This is a genomic window from Streptomyces sp. NPDC091209 (assembly GCF_044757755.1).
Classification (GTDB): Bacteria; Actinomycetota; Actinomycetes; order Streptomycetales; family Streptomycetaceae; genus Streptomyces.
In genome coordinates, this window is record NZ_JBIVVR010000001.1 from 1,125,863 (window position 1) to 1,139,710 (window position 13,848).

Below are 13,848 nucleotides of genomic sequence, written 5' to 3' on the forward strand. Positions count from 1 at the left end.
CGAGAGGGCACCGGCGCCATCCGCGTCCGGTGCCCTTTCGTATGATCCGATCCGCCGCGTACGCCGGTGAACCGATCGGATGCGCGCACTGGTTACGAAATGCAGGTATTCAGAGCCGTAACCCCTATTAATTCCCCTCCGGACCAGCATCTTCCGGCAGTCGAACGCCCGTACTTCGGGGCCCGCATGTCCCGATTCGCCGACGGGCGGGTAACAGCGGTTAGAGGGCGGCTCCGGGGCGGGAATCCCCGGTACATGAACCCCAGCACCCCGCTCTCCCCCCACACTCTCCGCCCCTCGTCCCCCGTGCGGAACCGGGTCGTGACCGCCGCCGAGTTGCGCGGCCACGGCGTGACCACCGCGGACGCCAACGAGCGGTGCCGGCCCGGCGGGCCCTGGCAGCGGATCCTTCCCGGCGTCTTCCTCCTGCGTCCCGGCCCGCCCACACCCGAGGAACGACTGCAGGCGGCGCTGCTCTACGCCGCCCGCACGGTGGCCGGCATCCCCGCCCAGCCGGGGTCCGAGGAGCCGCGCGCCCCCCGGCCCCACCCGGACGCGCTGATCACCGGCCTGGCGGCGCTGGCCCTGCACGGCTTCGCCGCCGCCCCGCCGCTGCTCTCCCTCGACACGATCGACGTACTGGTCCCCCGGCTGCGCCGACTGCGCTCGACCGGCTGCGTCCGCATCGTGCGGACGACCGTGCTGCCGGAGCCCGTGTTCGTGGCGGGGGTCCCGGTCGCCGCCGTCCCCCGCGCGCTGGCCGACGCGGCCGCCGAGCTGACCGACGCGGCGGCCGTGCGCGAGCTGCTGACGGAGGCGGTGCGCCGCGGCCGCTGCGAACCGCGCGCCGTCGTGGAGGAGTTGACGGCGGCCCGGCTGCTCGGCCGCCCGCACCTGGTGGACGCCGTGGACGCGCTGGTGGCGGAGGGCAGGGCGATCGCGGAGAACCGGCTGTACCGGATGGTCCTCGAGCACGGGCTGCCGGACCCGGTCTGGAACGTCGACCTGCGGCTGCCCGGCGGCCCGTACCTCGGCAGCCTGGACGCGTACTGGCCCGAGCAGGCGGTGGCGGTCGAACTGCGGACCCGCACCCCGCGCCAGGACGCGGACGCCGTGCGGTGCGAGTACGCCCGTAAGCGCGAGTACCTGGAGAGGCTGGGCATCACTGTCGTCCACATCACCCCCCGGAAACTCAGGGACGCGATGGAGCAGCAGGCCACGATCGTGCGCACCGCGCTGATGGCCGCGAACGACCGCGATCCGGCGGCGTATGTCGTGGTGCGGCCCCGGTAGTGACGGACCGGGCGGCGCCAGAGGGGAGGGAGGGGTCCGCGAGGTGTTCTCACGGACCCCTCCCCGTAATTCCGGTGGCGTTGTCAGTGCCCCGATCTAGTGTGGGTCGAGCAGGAGATCCATGACCTGACGCGAGTGCCGTGCCGAGCAAGACGAGAGACAGGAGACCCTGATGACGACCCTGCCCGATCGCCCGAACACCGCGCTGCTGGTGATCGAGCTCGTACCGGGCTCATACAGTGTTTTCCATGAGCCGACCTAAGTTAGCCAAGGCTGCGATCACCCCGGGTGAGCCCGCCGCCATCTACTGCCGGATCTCGCACACCAAGGACGAGGATCAGACCGGAGTCGACCGGCAGGAGCGCATCTGCCGCGAGATCGCCGAACGCCTTCAACTCGGTGTCGAGTCGGCCCACATCTACGTCGACAACAACCGTTCGGCGTGGCAGCGCAACCGCAAGCGGCCCGGGTGGGAGGAAATGCTGCGCGCGATGGCGGACGGAGAGATCCGGCACGTCATCGTCTACCACCCCGACCGCCTCATGCGGCAGCCCAAGGACCTCGAAGAGCTTCTCTCCATAGCTGACGACAAGCGCGTGCTTCTGCACGGCGAGGCGAACCGGCGCGATCTCTCGGACCCCGACGACCGGTTCATCCTCCGCATCGAGGTGGCCCACGCCTGCCGCTCGTCCGACGACGCGTCACGTCGGCTCAAGGACGCCCTGAAGGACAAGGCCCGCGAGGGCAGGCCGCATGTGGGCAGCCGTCCCTACGGCTACACGGGCAACGGTCAGGCGATCATCGAAGAAGAGGCGGAGATCGTCCGCGAGGTCTTCCGGCGGTACCTGGACGGCGAGTCACCCATGCACTTGGCCCAGGATCTGACCGCGCGGGGAGTGGCGACGTCCAAGGGCAGGACCTGGCAGCCGGAGCACGTCCGTCGTCTGCTGTCGTCCAACTTCGTGGCGGGTGTCCGCATCCACCAGGGCGAGGAAGTGGGAACCGGGACGTGGCCGGCCATCATCGACCGCGGCCAGTGGGACGAGGTGCAGCGAGTCAGGGAGTACCGGGCCCAGCAACACAGAGACGACCAGAAGCGACCGAGCCGCTTCTACCTGCTGCGCGGAGTCGCGACGTGCTCATGCGGAGCCCGCATGGCCGGTACGAACAGCATGCAGTACGCCTACTACCGGTGCATACGAGCCGACGAAGTCGGACAGCAGAAGTGCGGACGCTCCGTCTCCGCCGTTCCTCTCGAAGCGTTCGCCCGCGATGTGGCGGTCAGGGTCCTCACGAAGCTGGACACGTCCGGCTACGAGCCCCCGACGACCACACGTCCCGAGGCCGACGTGACCGCGGACGAGAAGGACCGCGCGAAGCTGGAGGAACTGAAACAACTCTGGCTCACGGACGACGACTTCACGACCGCCGAGTTCCACGCCATGCGCGCCGTCGTACTCAAGCGGATGAAGGAGCGCCAGCGAAAGACGGTCAAGCGGCCCATCGCCGTCCTGGACGGCATTGCCGGACCGGAGGCCGAAGCCAACTGGAAGAAGCTGGAGGAGGCTGAGGACTACGAGCGTATGAACGCGATCTACCGGTTCCTGTTCGCGGCCGTGGTCGTACTCCCGGCGACGAGGAAGGGCAGGGGGTTCGACACCAACCGCGTGGAGATCAAGCCGAACCCGCTGGACTAGGGTCCGCCGTATGCACTCCTACCCTTGACGGCACTGTCCGCAGGGCTTCCCGGGCGAGTTGGGTGTTGTCATGATCTAGCCATGACTCGCAACACCTCGCCCGTGTATGAGGCGCGCTACGGCTGGGACCCCAAGACCATAAGAGTCGCGGTGTTCTCCATCATCTTCACTGCGGCCCTGCTGCTCCCAGGCATGCCATTGCTCGCGCGGATACTGGGCCTGCCGCTGTTCGGCGCGGGAGGATTGTTCATGGCGTTCGTGGCAATGAGCCGCAAGGTCGCGTTCCGGGTGGACGAGACAGGCGTGCTCCTCGGCGGGAGCCCCGCCCGGTACAAGGCCACCACCGCCCACGTGCCCTGGGAAGACATCACGGGCTTCGTACTGTGGCGCCAGGTCATAGCCACTGCCTCCCTGCCCTACGTCGGAGTCACCCGGCGGGAAGGAGCCCCAGCCCTGCCTGGTGACGGCCCGAAGTCCCGTGCTGTCCTGGAGATTCTGGCTCCGGTGCCGCCAGATACGGTGATGTCCTCGCGGGCAGTGACCGGGTGGCACTTCGACAAGGGCCAGCTGATCGCCGCCATCGCCCACTTTGCGCCCGGTACCCCTCTGCAAGACGACCTTTAGACGAAACGGTCATGACGGTTGTTGGCTCCGTAGTCCCGCGCTAAGAATCCCTCTGCCCAGGGCCGAGGAGCCGTGCGAGTCGCGCAGCGCTCTTCGGCCCCATCCGTGTCGGGAACTTGGCCGCCTGACGCTCGACTGCCCGAGCCCACTGCTCGCTGCGGTGTCTCGTCACCGGGGCGCCTCACGCTCTTCACGGGCGATCTCACGGTTCGTGGCGATGTCTTCGGCGACTCCGGCGGCCAGGAGCGCCGCGCCGCGAGTGTGGCCGGAGCCGACGTAGCGCCAATGCGCTTCAGTGGCTGTGCCGGGGATGTCCCCCTCACAGTGGCCCTGGTGTTCTGCGCGTTCGGCGCGCAGCGCTGCGTAGGTCGTCGAGTAGGCACGGGACTTGGTCAGGATGTGGCCCCGGTAGCCCAGGGTGTGGGCCCAGGTGCGCAGGCGTAGCGGCGCGTACTCGGGGAGACCGCCGAGGCGCCAGCAGGTGCGTATGAGTATCCGAACATGGTCAGACACACGGGCCGCCTCGATGTCGTCCCAGGCCGTGAGGCGGCAGTCGGTCCCGGCGCCTGTCTCGCTCGCGCCCTTGGTGACGTACTTCGCGACGTACGCGGCTACGGCGTCGTCGTCCGGGCCGAGTCCGTCGGTGCGCAGGGGCCGGGCATCGATCTGAGCGCCCCAGCGGAGATCGAGTTCGCCGACGGCGGGACTGCGGAGGGTGCGGACCAGGACCCGCCTAGCGGAGGCGCGTACGGCGTCGATGAGCAGTTCCGCGGTGCCCCAGGTCGGGGGTTCGTCGTCGGGTCCGTTCGGGCCGTCGAGGCGGACGACGGCATGCACGTGAACGGCAGCCCGTTTCTGGTACTCGGCGACCCGTGCGAAGGACAGCCGGGCGTGCTGGGCGAATCGGGACTGTACGAGGCTGGCCGAGGAGGCGAGTTGGCGCCGGACGCCGATGACGAAGCGGTCCCAGAGCTTGCCCGCGTGTGCGTGCCAGAGGACGTGGGCCGGGTAGTCGTAGCAGTCGGCGCAGAGGGGTTGGCCGACGAAGGGATCGGTCGTGGCGTGGACGGCGCCGCAGCCGACAGGGTGTCCGTGCTCGCAGCGTCCGCGGTCGCGACGGGGGCGACAGCGCTCCCCGGCACGGTGCACCGGTCCGAAGGAAGGTGCGGTCAGGGTGATGAAGAGCCGGGGACGGTTCCGGACCGTGGCGGGGACGTTCTTGCCGCCGAGGAGGCCGGCGCGGACCAGGTGATAGGTGTCGCCCGCGTGGAGTCGGGAGCAGGGCGCGCAGACGGTCGCGCGTCGGTTGCGGCAGCGGATGAGCAGGCGTTCACCGGGTTCTGTGCGGGTGTCGTAGTGGTGCAGGATCTCGCCGGTCACACCGTCAAGGGTGGTCGTCGAGCCCGAGAGGTGCACGGGGTGGGCACAGCCGCCCGTGGCTGCGATCTGGTCGAGCCAGCGCGCGTACTGCGGATCTTGGGCGATGTGAATGGCGTCTCGGTCTGCTTCGGGGAGCTGACGCAGGCGCGCCGCGCGGTCGAGGACGGCGCGCCTGTCAGCTGAGGTGAACTCGGGTGTGATGGTGGTGACCTTCCGGGGTGGGCCGCCGAAGCGGCTCGGTTGGTGGTTGGTGGCGCGCTGTCGTTCATGGGGATCACTCCTTGGGTCGTTGGGGGTGGTGGGGTGGGTCAGCGGATCGTTCCGGTACCGCGGCAGACGCGGCAGCGGTGAAGGCGTCCGGTCCAGGTTCTGCGGGCTCCGTCGCCCTTGCAGACGGGGCACCTCACGCGAGGCATGGGCATGGTGTTGCTCCTTTCTGCCGGTCTAGAAGTGGGAGAAGCCGCTCAAGACCCAGGTCATGAAGCCGTTGATGGTGAGGCTGACCGGGGTCTGGCCGAGGTACATACCGAAGAGGGCGATGCAGACCGCTTCCCAGGCGCGGACGTCGCGGGACCGGACGAGGAGGAAGGTGATGATCCCGAAGACGACCACGAGGGACACGGCGGTACCTGTGCTGATCACTTGTCGTCTCCTTCGAGCGCTGCGAGGGCATGGACGATGGCGGGCAGTTCGGGGGTCACGGCGCTGTACTTCTTGGAGGTTGCTGCGGCCTCTTCGGTTGAGGTGAGGTGGGAGCGGGCACGGCTCCAACCGCCGTCCGGGCCGGTACACACGGCCACGCCCTGTTCCCCTGCGGTGATCGACTGGGCGACGACGACGGCGTCCTTGTTGAGATCGCCCAGCGTCATCTCTGCGGTGCCGGGATCGTTGACCCGGTGGCAGATACGACCGCCTAGCTGCGCCCGCAGAGCGGTGACTCCAGGGCCGAGGTCGGAGCCGACGCGCTGGCCGGCAACGACCAGGTGGAAGCCGAGCGCGGCACCGAGCTGGGCGAGCCGGAGCAAGAGGGTCGAGCACTGTTCGGCTTCCGCCTTGCTCTCGCGTCGACCGTCGGACAGGTAGAGCTCCGCGAGTTCGTCGACGATGACCACGACCGGCACCGGCCGCAGCTTGTCCGGCAGCTCCCAGATCGAGCGGACCCCCGCCGTGCGGCAAACACTCATGCGGTCCTGCATGTCGACGGCGAGCGCGGTGAGTACGACGACTGCCTCACGACGGCAGGTGGTGAGGGCGCTGAGTCGTTCGGCGAAGAGGCCGAGTTCCATGCCGCCCTTGCAGTCGATGCCGACCAGGGCGACGGGTTGCGGAGCGAGCTGGGTGATCAGCCGGGCGAGCAGGGTGGACTTGCCGGACCGGGTGGCGCCGGCGATGAGCCAGTGCGGAACGAGGCGCAGGTCCATGACCCAGGCGCCGCCACTCTCCAGTACGCCGATCAGCGCGGACAGGAGTACGGCGGGCGCCGAGGCTAAGCCCGGCCGGGCCAGCGGATCGCTTGCCGTTGCAGTCAGCAGCACGAGACCGCGCTCGGGTGAGGTGACCCGCACGGCATGGACCTTCCACGCGTGCACGAGCGCGTCCGCCGCCTTCATGTACGTCGCCGGGGTCTGACCCGCGTGCAGCCGGACGGTCGCCGTCAGCCCCATCCGGTTGGCCCGCGGGAACGAGAGCCGGGGCATGACCGGCCGCAGCGGATCGCCCTTGACGACCAGGTCCCCGAGCAGCCCGCGGGGCGGACGCCTGGAGACGGAAAGGTCGTTGAGCAGCGCGACCTTTCGCCAGGTGAACACCACCCGGCACACAGTGACCGGGTACCCGGCGAGGTACCAGTGCCAGGCCGGGCGGTGCCGGCGCAGCAGGTCACCGACGACGAGCACCCAGGCCAGCAGGGCGAGCCCGAAGGCGAGTGCGATCGGCCCCATCACGCACCACTGGCCTTGCTCGGCGCGGGGGTGGCGTGAACGGGGGTGATGGCGTCGGCGCGGAAGCTGATTCCGTGCCGGTCGCCCATGGCCCAGGCGAACGCGGTCAGTCCGGTGACCTTGAGGATCTGTCCTTCCTCGATGCCCTTGGGCTCACCGGCGACCGCGATCTCGATGACGGAGATACGCCGTCCGTCCTGCCGCACCGTGACGGCGACGGTGTAGATGGTGTTGCCGTCCCGGTCCTTCTTCACCTCCTGTGTCTCGAAGTTGCTGATCTTCGCTTCGGGTGTGATGGCGCACCGCAGTACGCCCAGTCGTGCCGTGTCCACGGGAATGGACTGCATTGCGTGGCCTCCCTGGCCAGTCGGGACGCCCGACATATTCAGACGTCACTTGTCCTTACGAGTGATGACTATGCGGCTCTGTACGGCGAGGGTGCAACTACTTATGCTGACGAGTGATGTCGCGCGTGCGACGTGCCTACGACCTCACCCGGAGATGCCGAGATGACCGAGATCCAGCGCCCCGGAGCCCTCTACCAGCAGGTGGCCGCCGCGATCCGCGAAGCGATCCTCACCGGCGAATACGAACCTGGCGCCCCGCTCCCCTCGGAAGCGCAGCTCATGGAGCGCTACAAGGTCTCGCGACCGACTGTCCGCAACGCGGTCGCTGCTCTGCGGGCGGAGGGACTCATCGACGTCCACCATGGCAAGGGCAGCTTCGTACGCTCCGCCAGTGGCCCCGTCGCCGCGATCTCCCGTCACATCGGCAGGACACCGGCTGGGCATTTCAGGCTGTACGGCGTGGCCACGTGGCAGCAGGCCGAGGAACCGCACACCTACCGCACCCACACCACCCAAGCCACGGCCCATCTGCTGGGACTCCAGACGGAGGAGGCCCTGTTCGGCTGTGACCAGCTGCTCGCCGACCCGGACACCGGAGCCCGCGCGATGCTCCGCACCCTGATCCCTTTCGCCACCGTCGAAGCCGTGCCCGATCTCGGCAAGAGGCCGGACGCAGCGCCCGCCGCGATCTACGCCATGCTGACGGCGGCCGGGCACGAGCTGTGGTGGTCGGAGTCGGTACGGGCCCGCATGCCGCTGCCCGACGAGCGCACCACTCTGCGCCTGCCCGACGCGACCCCGGTCCTGCACGTCTCCCGCGTCACCTGCGGCACCGACGACCAGGCCCTGATCCTCGAAGAACTCCGCATCGGAGCAGACCGCGCCGAACTCACCTACCGGATCGACGCCACCAAATAGCCCGCGCGGCGCGTCCGCGGCCAAGGACCGATGACGATCGGTCGAATGCGTCTTCACTTCCTCAAGGGCGCGCCTGCGGCGCGCCGGGCAGCCCGGCCGCCCCGGCCGGGCGTGCGGCGTGGCCGCCGGTCCCGTCCGGTCGCCCGACTGCCCGCACCACAGCACGCCCAAGGAGTCGAAGCACCGACCCACCGTTGTCGGCCAGGCTCCGCGGGGCTGGGGGTCGCCGGCCACCGAGACTTTAGACAGCTCCCATGGGGCGAGCCTCGAAGAACAGGGGGCCGATCGGGCTGTTGCGGGCAGCTCCAAGGACTGCCCGATCCGCTGGCGAGCGTAAGGCCCCCTGTTCACTCGCCCTATGGCAGCTACCGTCCAAAGTCTCAGCGACCGACGACGTGCCCACGCGCGCCACTCACCAGCCAAAAGGCGCCTCACGACGCACCGCCGTCGCCGCCCGCAACCCCCTCCAGAAGCACGGTGAGCCGATCCACGGCGTCCAGCCGGCCCGCAACCCGCACGACCCCGCCCCCGCACTCGTCCGTCGACGCGACGGCCCGCACCTGCGACAGCTCGAACCCCGCCCCGAGCAACGCCCGGTTCAGCCGGTCCGCAGCCTCCCGCGCCGCACGCCAGCCCGCAACGTAGTCGAAACCCGACACCCACAGACCGCACTCCGCGCCCTCGATGTCGAGACCATCGCTCAGCCAGTCCTCACCCGAGCCAGTCACCCTGCCCACCTCTGCCCTGATCTAGGTAATGGTTCGTCAACTTCCTTTGGCCCAGGGCAGAACACAGAGCAACGGCCCCGGTACCATCAGGCACCGGGGACCGCTGCGTCCCCTCCCGGACCACCCCAGTTGCTGTCCAGGCGCGGGGGTGGTCCGGTCTCGGTATGAGGTTGTGAAGCGCGGCCCCTCCCGGGAGGGGAGCCCCCGGGTCGTACGAGGGGCCGCGCCCCATGCGGCCGGAGGGGTCAGACTCCGACCGATTTCCGGGCCGCCATCACTCCCGATCGCGTGGGAGTAAAACAGGGGTACGGCCCGGAGATCTCTAGGTCCTGCCGCCGAGGTCGAAGCGGCACCACACGGTCTTGCCGCCCGGCCCCTTCGGCGACCACCACACCCCGTCAGCAAGTCGCTGAACGATCAGCAGCCCGCGACCGCGGTCCGGCAACAGCGCCTCGGCGAAATCACCAACCAGCTCCGGCGAGACGAACTCACCCACCGGCAGATCAGGCGGAGTCGAGTCCTCATCAGCGACACCGATGAACAGCCACCCGGGCCACGCCTTCACCAGCACGTCGACCCGCCGGGCGGCACCAGGCTGGGTCAGGCAGTCGTCCGGCACCGCGTGATGCACGACATTGCCGACCAGCTCCGAGACGACGAGCCGGGCATCGTCGACCATGTGGCCGAGCCCCCAGTCCTTGAGGCACGCGCCCACCATGTCGCGTGCGGCGCACGCGGTGCCGGCAGACTCGTCGAAGAGCGTCAGCGCCCGGAAGTGACCCGCCGAGGGATCCTGCGCCGCTTCACGCAGCGAGACCGACCGCGGGATGTTCGCTCTGCGTTTGCTCTGCCGAGCATCCATTGCGTCCCCTGCCGACTGCCGACGAGCCCTGTAGCCCGTCGCTCCGTGCAGAACAGTGAACGGCGCGAGCTGCGCAGCCGGGAGCGTTCACCAGGGGGTTCATGTGAACACCGGCAAATGCAAAGGGGGTTCACTGATGAACCCCCCAATGACACAGAGCTGTGCCACGATGAACTCGCTGTCATTCTCGGGTTGGCAGGGGAGCATGAGCCGAGCGCCGAACGAGCAGTTGATCGCTGTCATGCACGAAGCGAGGGTCTCGAACAAGGGACTCGCAAAACGCATGCAGGAAGCCGCCGCACACCGAGGCACGAGTCTCGGGACGACGCACATCGCCGTGCAGCGTTGGCGAGACGGCGCGGGCATCCAGCCCCAGACGGCGGCAATCATGGCGGACGTTCTCAGTTCGAAGCTGAACCGTCGCATCACACCGGCCGACCTCGGATTCTTCCGCCAGCTCCAGCAGCCGACGCCGCAGCGGGTTAGCTATCCGGGCACCGTGCCCGATGTACTGTCCATGCTCGACGGACTCGCCCAGGAGCGCGCCGACAACCCAGCGCCGGGGCAACTCGTCATAGCGGACGCCGATCTCAGCTCCGCCGTACTGTCATGGATGGTGGCCCGCCCCGACGGAATCCAGGCGGACAGGCCTGCACCCCAACGCGTCGGCATGCGCGACGTACGCGCGATCAGAGACGCGGCCGGCACGTTCATGCAACTCGACTTCAAGTACGGCGGTGGCCACGGCCATAGGGCACTGCGCCACTACTTCCGCCACGAGGTCCTGCCGCTCCTCAGCGCAAGCTACAGCGAGAAGGTCGGCACCGCGATATTCGGCGCCGCCGCCGAAGTCTCCCAGTTACTCGCCTGGACCGCATACGACTCCGGGAATCATCGGCTCGCCCACCGCTACCTGACATCCACACTGCGCCTGTCACAGGTCATCGACGACCGCATGTTCGGCGCTCGCATCCTCGGCAACCTCAGCCACCAGGCCAACTATCTCGGCAACCACACCCAAGCCATCCAACTGGCCCGGGCCGCCGTCGAGGGCGCCAAGGGCCGAGCCACCCCGCGCGCCATGGCGAACTACTCAGCGATGGAAGCCCGAGCACTGGCCAACGCAGGCGACCCCGTCCGCGCAGGCCACGCGATGAACGACGCTGAACGCCACTTCGAGCGCGCCGGCACAGGCAACGATCCCGAATGGCTCAGCTACTTCGACTCCGCGGAACTCATGGGCGAGTTGTGCCACTGCTTCCGCGACCTCAAGATGCGCCGCGAGTCCGTAGAGCACGCGCAGCGCGCCGTGAACGACACCGACCCGAAGTACGCCCGAACCCTGGGGTTCTGCCGCATGGTGCTCGCCCAGAGTCAGCTACTGAACGGCGAGTTGGAAGCCGCCGTCACCACCGCGAGTCTCGCGGTCGACGGCGGCGACTCCCTCCAGTCCGCCCGCTTCCAGCGCTACGTCACCGACTTTCAGAACGAGGTCAGCGCCCACTCAGCGAACCCCACCGTGGCCGCCTTCAACGACCAGGTACACGACGCACTCGCCCGTATGGAAGACGACGACTGACGGCTACCAGGGACGCCAATTCCGAGGCCCGTCATCGTTTCGCAGCCCAGCGATGCGACGCCTGTACTCGGCCGCCGTCCGCTCGTCTTCCTGCACGTTCTGCATCAGCCACGTCGTCATGCCGAACTCCTGCAACCCACGCAGCGTCTCGTACCCGTCCCAGTGGTAGAGATCCCGTCCGTACGCAGCCACGAAGTCGGCATACTGCTCGTCGGTCTGCCACCCAAGGCTGTGATGCTCCACCGCCGTGACCATCAAGTCCCACTCCGGGTGATCGAAGCAAAAGGCCTCGAAGTCGATCAGGATCACTTGGCCTTGATCGTCGACCATGAGGTTCTGCACATGAGCATCGCCGTGCACCGGACCCTTGGCAGTCTCGAACCGCAGCTCCGCGTACTTGTCGCGCAGTTCGCGCCACCGCTTCCGCAGGAAGACCTTGTCATCATCCGGGATCACGGCACGGTTGAGTCGCAGATCCTGCTTGTCGAAGGGGTCGAACGACGGGAGCCGAAGCCCGTCCGGGACCGATAGCGAGTGCAGATCCCGTAGGACAGCCCCCAGTTCCCCGTACGTTGCCTTACGGTCCCCCTCAACGATCAGATGCCAGAACGTCACCGGATGACCGCCGATCAAGAACGGCTGCTGCAGGTCCTCGACGACGCGAGCCGCGGGAAACCCTTCACCCGCCAACCACTGTGAGACCGCCACCTCGGTACGCGCCGTCGCCAACCACTCCTCCCCCCGGGCCACGCGCACGATCACCGGGGCCGAAGCCAGCCGGAACAACGCGTTCTCCCCGAGGCGGATCAACTCCGCGTCTCTGCCATCGAGCCCCGCGGCCCGGCACGCGGCAACCATCACCCGCGTCGCTCCCGCCGAAGTGAACCCCTCTTCAGATCGAGCAGCGTCAACCGTCATGCCCGTACCAGCTCCCCTAGTCGCGCGCGATCAACCAGCGCACGCCTACGGGTGACCAACCCGACGCACGCCAGACACGACTTAGACCGTACCCAGGGTGCACGGGTACCCACGAGGGAGATGGCCGCAGTCTCCTCCTGACGTTCTCGTCAAAGACAAGACCTTCTGCTGCAAGTTGAGGCCAGGAATCTACTGCACGCTGTCACGAGGAATCATTCGTGGTGTCGCCTGACGATGCTTGAGGATGAGGAACGCCCAGTTGCTTTCGGAGTCGGCGAGCCTGAGCTTTATCCGCCTCGTCCAAACCGTGAGACTCGGTTTCTCGCTTGTGTGATCCTGCGTGCAACGAGACAGCCCGGCCGATGTCTCCGGCTGCCTGGTAGGCGCTGGCGAGGTTGTTGCGAGAAGCGAGCGTGTCGGGGTGGTCCTCGCCCAAGACCCGCGCAGAGTCGGTGAGGGTCTGCTCGTACAGCGGGATAGCCCGGCCTAGATCCCCCGCTGCCTCGTAGGCGCTGGCGAGGTTGTTGCGAGTGGTAAGCGTGGAAGGGTGGTCCTCGCCCAAGACCCGCACCCGGTCGGTGAGGGTCTGCTCATACAGCGCGACGGCCCGGCCTAGATCCCCAGCTGCCTGGTAGGCGTAGGCGAGGTTGTTGCGAGAAGCGAGCGTGGAAGGGTGGTCCTCGCCCAAGACCCGCACCCGGTCGGTGAGGGTCTGCTCATACAGCGCGACGGCCCGGCCTAGATCCCCCGCCGACTCGTAGACCCCGGCGAGGTTGTTGCGAGAAGCGAGCGTGTCGGGGTGGTCCTCGCCCAAGACCCGCACCCGGTCGGTGAGGGTCTGCTCATACAGCGGGATGGCCCGGCCGAGATCCCCCGCCGCCTCGTAGACGTAGGCGAGGTTGTTGCGAGTGGTAAGCGTGGAAGGGTGGTCCTCGCCCAAGACCCGCAGAAGGTCGGTGAGGGTCTGCTCGTACAGCGGGATGGCCCGGCCGAGATCCCCCGCCGCCTCGTAGACGTAGGCGAGGTTGTTGCGAGAAGCGAGCGTGTCGGGGTGATCCTCGCCCAAGACCCGCACCCGGTCGGTGAGGGTCTGCTCATACAGCGGGATGGCCCGGCCGAGATCCCCCGCCGACTCGTAGGCGCTGGCGAGGTTGTTGCGAGAAGTGAGCGTGGAAGGGTGGTCCTCGCCCAAAACCCGCTGAAAGTCGGTGAGGGTCTGCTCATACAGCGCGACGGCCCGGCCTAGATCCCCCGCCGACTCGTAGGCGTAGGCGAGGTTGTTGCGAGAAGTGAGCGTGTCGGGGTGTTCTGGGCCCAGGACCCGCGCAGAGTCGGTGAGGGTCTGCTCGTACAGCGGGATGGCCCGGCCGAGATCCCCCGCCGCCTGGTAGACACCGGCGAGGTTGTTGCGAGAAGTGAGCGTGGAAGGGTGGTCCTCGCCCAAAACCCGCGCAGAGTCGGTGAAGGTCTGCTCGTACAGCGGGATGGCCCGGCCGAGATCCCCCGCCGCCTGGTAGACACCGGCGAGGTTGTTGCGAGAAGTGAGCGTGGAAGGGTGGTCC

The 13,848-nt window shown here is 68.2% G+C and carries 14 protein-coding genes; 6 read left to right on the forward strand and 8 right to left on the reverse strand.

From position 1 onward, the window contains the following. The first annotated feature begins 255 nt into the window (after window positions 1-255). From ACIQRL_RS04910 to ACIQRL_RS04920, 3 genes are all read left to right on the forward strand, one after another. On the forward strand, window positions 256-1,293 hold the full coding sequence (locus tag ACIQRL_RS04910; protein ID WP_401327048.1) for a hypothetical protein: 1,038 nt from the start codon (window positions 256-258) through the stop codon (window positions 1,291-1,293). Window positions 1,294-1,541: 248 nt separating this feature from the next. Beyond that, entirely contained in the window at window positions 1,542-2,990 is a 1,449-nt protein-coding gene (locus ACIQRL_RS04915) for a recombinase family protein (protein ID WP_401327050.1), read from the forward strand. 81 nt (window positions 2,991-3,071) lie between these two features. After that, on the forward strand, window positions 3,072-3,614 hold the full coding sequence (locus ACIQRL_RS04920; RefSeq protein WP_389288050.1) for a hypothetical protein: 543 nt from the start codon (window positions 3,072-3,074) through the stop codon (window positions 3,612-3,614). Window positions 3,615-3,782: 168 nt separating this feature from the next. Here the strand turns inward: ACIQRL_RS04920 and ACIQRL_RS04925 are convergent, their stop codons facing one another. Continuing rightward, on the reverse strand, window positions 3,783-5,099 hold the full coding sequence (locus tag ACIQRL_RS04925) for a replication initiator (RefSeq protein WP_401328099.1): 1,317 nt from the start codon (window positions 5,097-5,099) through the stop codon (window positions 3,783-3,785). On the opposite strand from ACIQRL_RS04925, the gene ACIQRL_RS04930 reads away from it, so the two are divergent. Further along, the gene (locus ACIQRL_RS04930) at window positions 5,034-5,177 is read left to right on the forward strand and encodes a hypothetical protein (RefSeq protein ID WP_401328174.1); all 144 of its coding nucleotides are present in this window, start codon (window positions 5,034-5,036) and stop codon (window positions 5,175-5,177) included. The two genes, ACIQRL_RS04925 and ACIQRL_RS04930, sit on opposite strands and share 66 nt — an antisense overlap. 261 nt (window positions 5,178-5,438) lie before the next feature. Here ACIQRL_RS04930 and ACIQRL_RS04935 read toward each other — a convergent pair whose 3' ends face one another. Genes ACIQRL_RS04935 through ACIQRL_RS04945 form a run of 3 tightly spaced genes read right to left on the reverse strand, consistent with a single transcriptional unit; the run spans window position 5,439 to window position 7,281 of the window. Continuing rightward, window positions 5,439-5,636 carry a hypothetical protein gene (locus ACIQRL_RS04935; RefSeq protein ID WP_153290618.1) on the reverse strand — a complete coding sequence of 66 codons (198 nt, stop codon included), beginning with the start codon at window positions 5,634-5,636 and terminating at the stop codon, window positions 5,439-5,441. Beyond that, on the reverse strand, window positions 5,633-6,934 hold the full coding sequence (locus ACIQRL_RS04940) for an FtsK/SpoIIIE domain-containing protein (protein WP_401327053.1): 1,302 nt from the start codon (window positions 6,932-6,934) through the stop codon (window positions 5,633-5,635). Before ACIQRL_RS04940 ends, ACIQRL_RS04935 begins: the two co-directional genes overlap by 4 nt. Then, window positions 6,934-7,281 carry a hypothetical protein gene (locus ACIQRL_RS04945; protein ID WP_401327056.1) on the reverse strand — a complete coding sequence of 116 codons (348 nt, stop codon included), beginning with the start codon at window positions 7,279-7,281 and terminating at the stop codon, window positions 6,934-6,936. Before ACIQRL_RS04945 ends, ACIQRL_RS04940 begins: the two co-directional genes overlap by 1 nt. A 162-nt stretch (window positions 7,282-7,443) precedes the next feature. On the opposite strand from ACIQRL_RS04945, the gene ACIQRL_RS04950 reads away from it, so the two are divergent. Then, window positions 7,444-8,199 carry a GntR family transcriptional regulator gene (locus ACIQRL_RS04950; RefSeq protein ID WP_401327058.1) on the forward strand — a complete coding sequence of 252 codons (756 nt, stop codon included), beginning with the start codon at window positions 7,444-7,446 and terminating at the stop codon, window positions 8,197-8,199. Between the two features lie 431 nt (window positions 8,200-8,630). Here ACIQRL_RS04950 and ACIQRL_RS04955 read toward each other — a convergent pair whose 3' ends face one another. Next, complete coding sequence (locus ACIQRL_RS04955; RefSeq protein ID WP_401327061.1) at window positions 8,631-8,927, reverse strand: hypothetical protein; 297 nt, start codon at window positions 8,925-8,927, stop codon at window positions 8,631-8,633. Window positions 8,928-9,249: 322 nt separating this feature from the next. Further along, window positions 9,250-9,789: an ATP-binding protein gene (locus ACIQRL_RS04960; protein ID WP_401327064.1), complete on the reverse strand. Its 540-nt coding sequence runs from the start codon at window positions 9,787-9,789 to the stop codon at window positions 9,250-9,252. A 205-nt stretch (window positions 9,790-9,994) separates the two neighbouring features. Between ACIQRL_RS04960 and ACIQRL_RS04965 the strand changes: the two genes are divergently transcribed. Next, window positions 9,995-11,368: a sporulation protein gene (locus ACIQRL_RS04965; protein WP_401327067.1), complete on the forward strand. Its 1,374-nt coding sequence runs from the start codon at window positions 9,995-9,997 to the stop codon at window positions 11,366-11,368. A gap of 3 nt (window positions 11,369-11,371) precedes the next feature. Here the strand turns inward: ACIQRL_RS04965 and ACIQRL_RS04970 are convergent, their stop codons facing one another. Together ACIQRL_RS04970 and ACIQRL_RS04975 are read right to left on the reverse strand one after the other, a co-directional pair. Then, a complete protein-coding gene (locus ACIQRL_RS04970) occupies window positions 11,372-12,286 on the reverse strand; it encodes an aminoglycoside phosphotransferase family protein (protein WP_401327069.1) in 915 nt (304 codons plus the stop codon). 202 nt (window positions 12,287-12,488) lie between these two features. Further along, on the reverse strand, window positions 12,489-13,848 hold a 1,360-nt coding region (locus tag ACIQRL_RS04975), incomplete at its 5' end, for a tetratricopeptide repeat protein (protein WP_401327071.1).

What these genes read in the sequence shown, in the direction of transcription:
- ACIQRL_RS04940 (WP_401327053.1), bottom strand. Translation starts at nt 6,934, where the DNA reads ATGGGGCCGATCGCACTCGCCTTCGGGCTCGCCCTGCTGGCCTGGGTG.
- ACIQRL_RS04920 (WP_389288050.1), top strand. Translation starts at nt 3,072, where the DNA reads ATGACTCGCAACACCTCGCCCGTGTATGAGGCGCGCTACGGCTGGGAC.
- ACIQRL_RS04915 (WP_401327050.1), top strand. Translation starts at nt 1,542, where the DNA reads ATGAGCCGACCTAAGTTAGCCAAGGCTGCGATCACCCCGGGTGAGCCC.
- ACIQRL_RS04910 (WP_401327048.1), top strand. Translation starts at nt 256, where the DNA reads ATGAACCCCAGCACCCCGCTCTCCCCCCACACTCTCCGCCCCTCGTCC.
- ACIQRL_RS04950 (WP_401327058.1), top strand. Translation starts at nt 7,444, where the DNA reads ATGACCGAGATCCAGCGCCCCGGAGCCCTCTACCAGCAGGTGGCCGCC.
- ACIQRL_RS04965 (WP_401327067.1), top strand. Translation starts at nt 9,995, where the DNA reads ATGAGCCGAGCGCCGAACGAGCAGTTGATCGCTGTCATGCACGAAGCG.
- ACIQRL_RS04970 (WP_401327069.1), bottom strand. Translation starts at nt 12,286, where the DNA reads ATGACGGTTGACGCTGCTCGATCTGAAGAGGGGTTCACTTCGGCGGGA.
- ACIQRL_RS04945 (WP_401327056.1), bottom strand. Translation starts at nt 7,281, where the DNA reads ATGCAGTCCATTCCCGTGGACACGGCACGACTGGGCGTACTGCGGTGC.
- ACIQRL_RS04960 (WP_401327064.1), bottom strand. Translation starts at nt 9,789, where the DNA reads ATGGATGCTCGGCAGAGCAAACGCAGAGCGAACATCCCGCGGTCGGTC.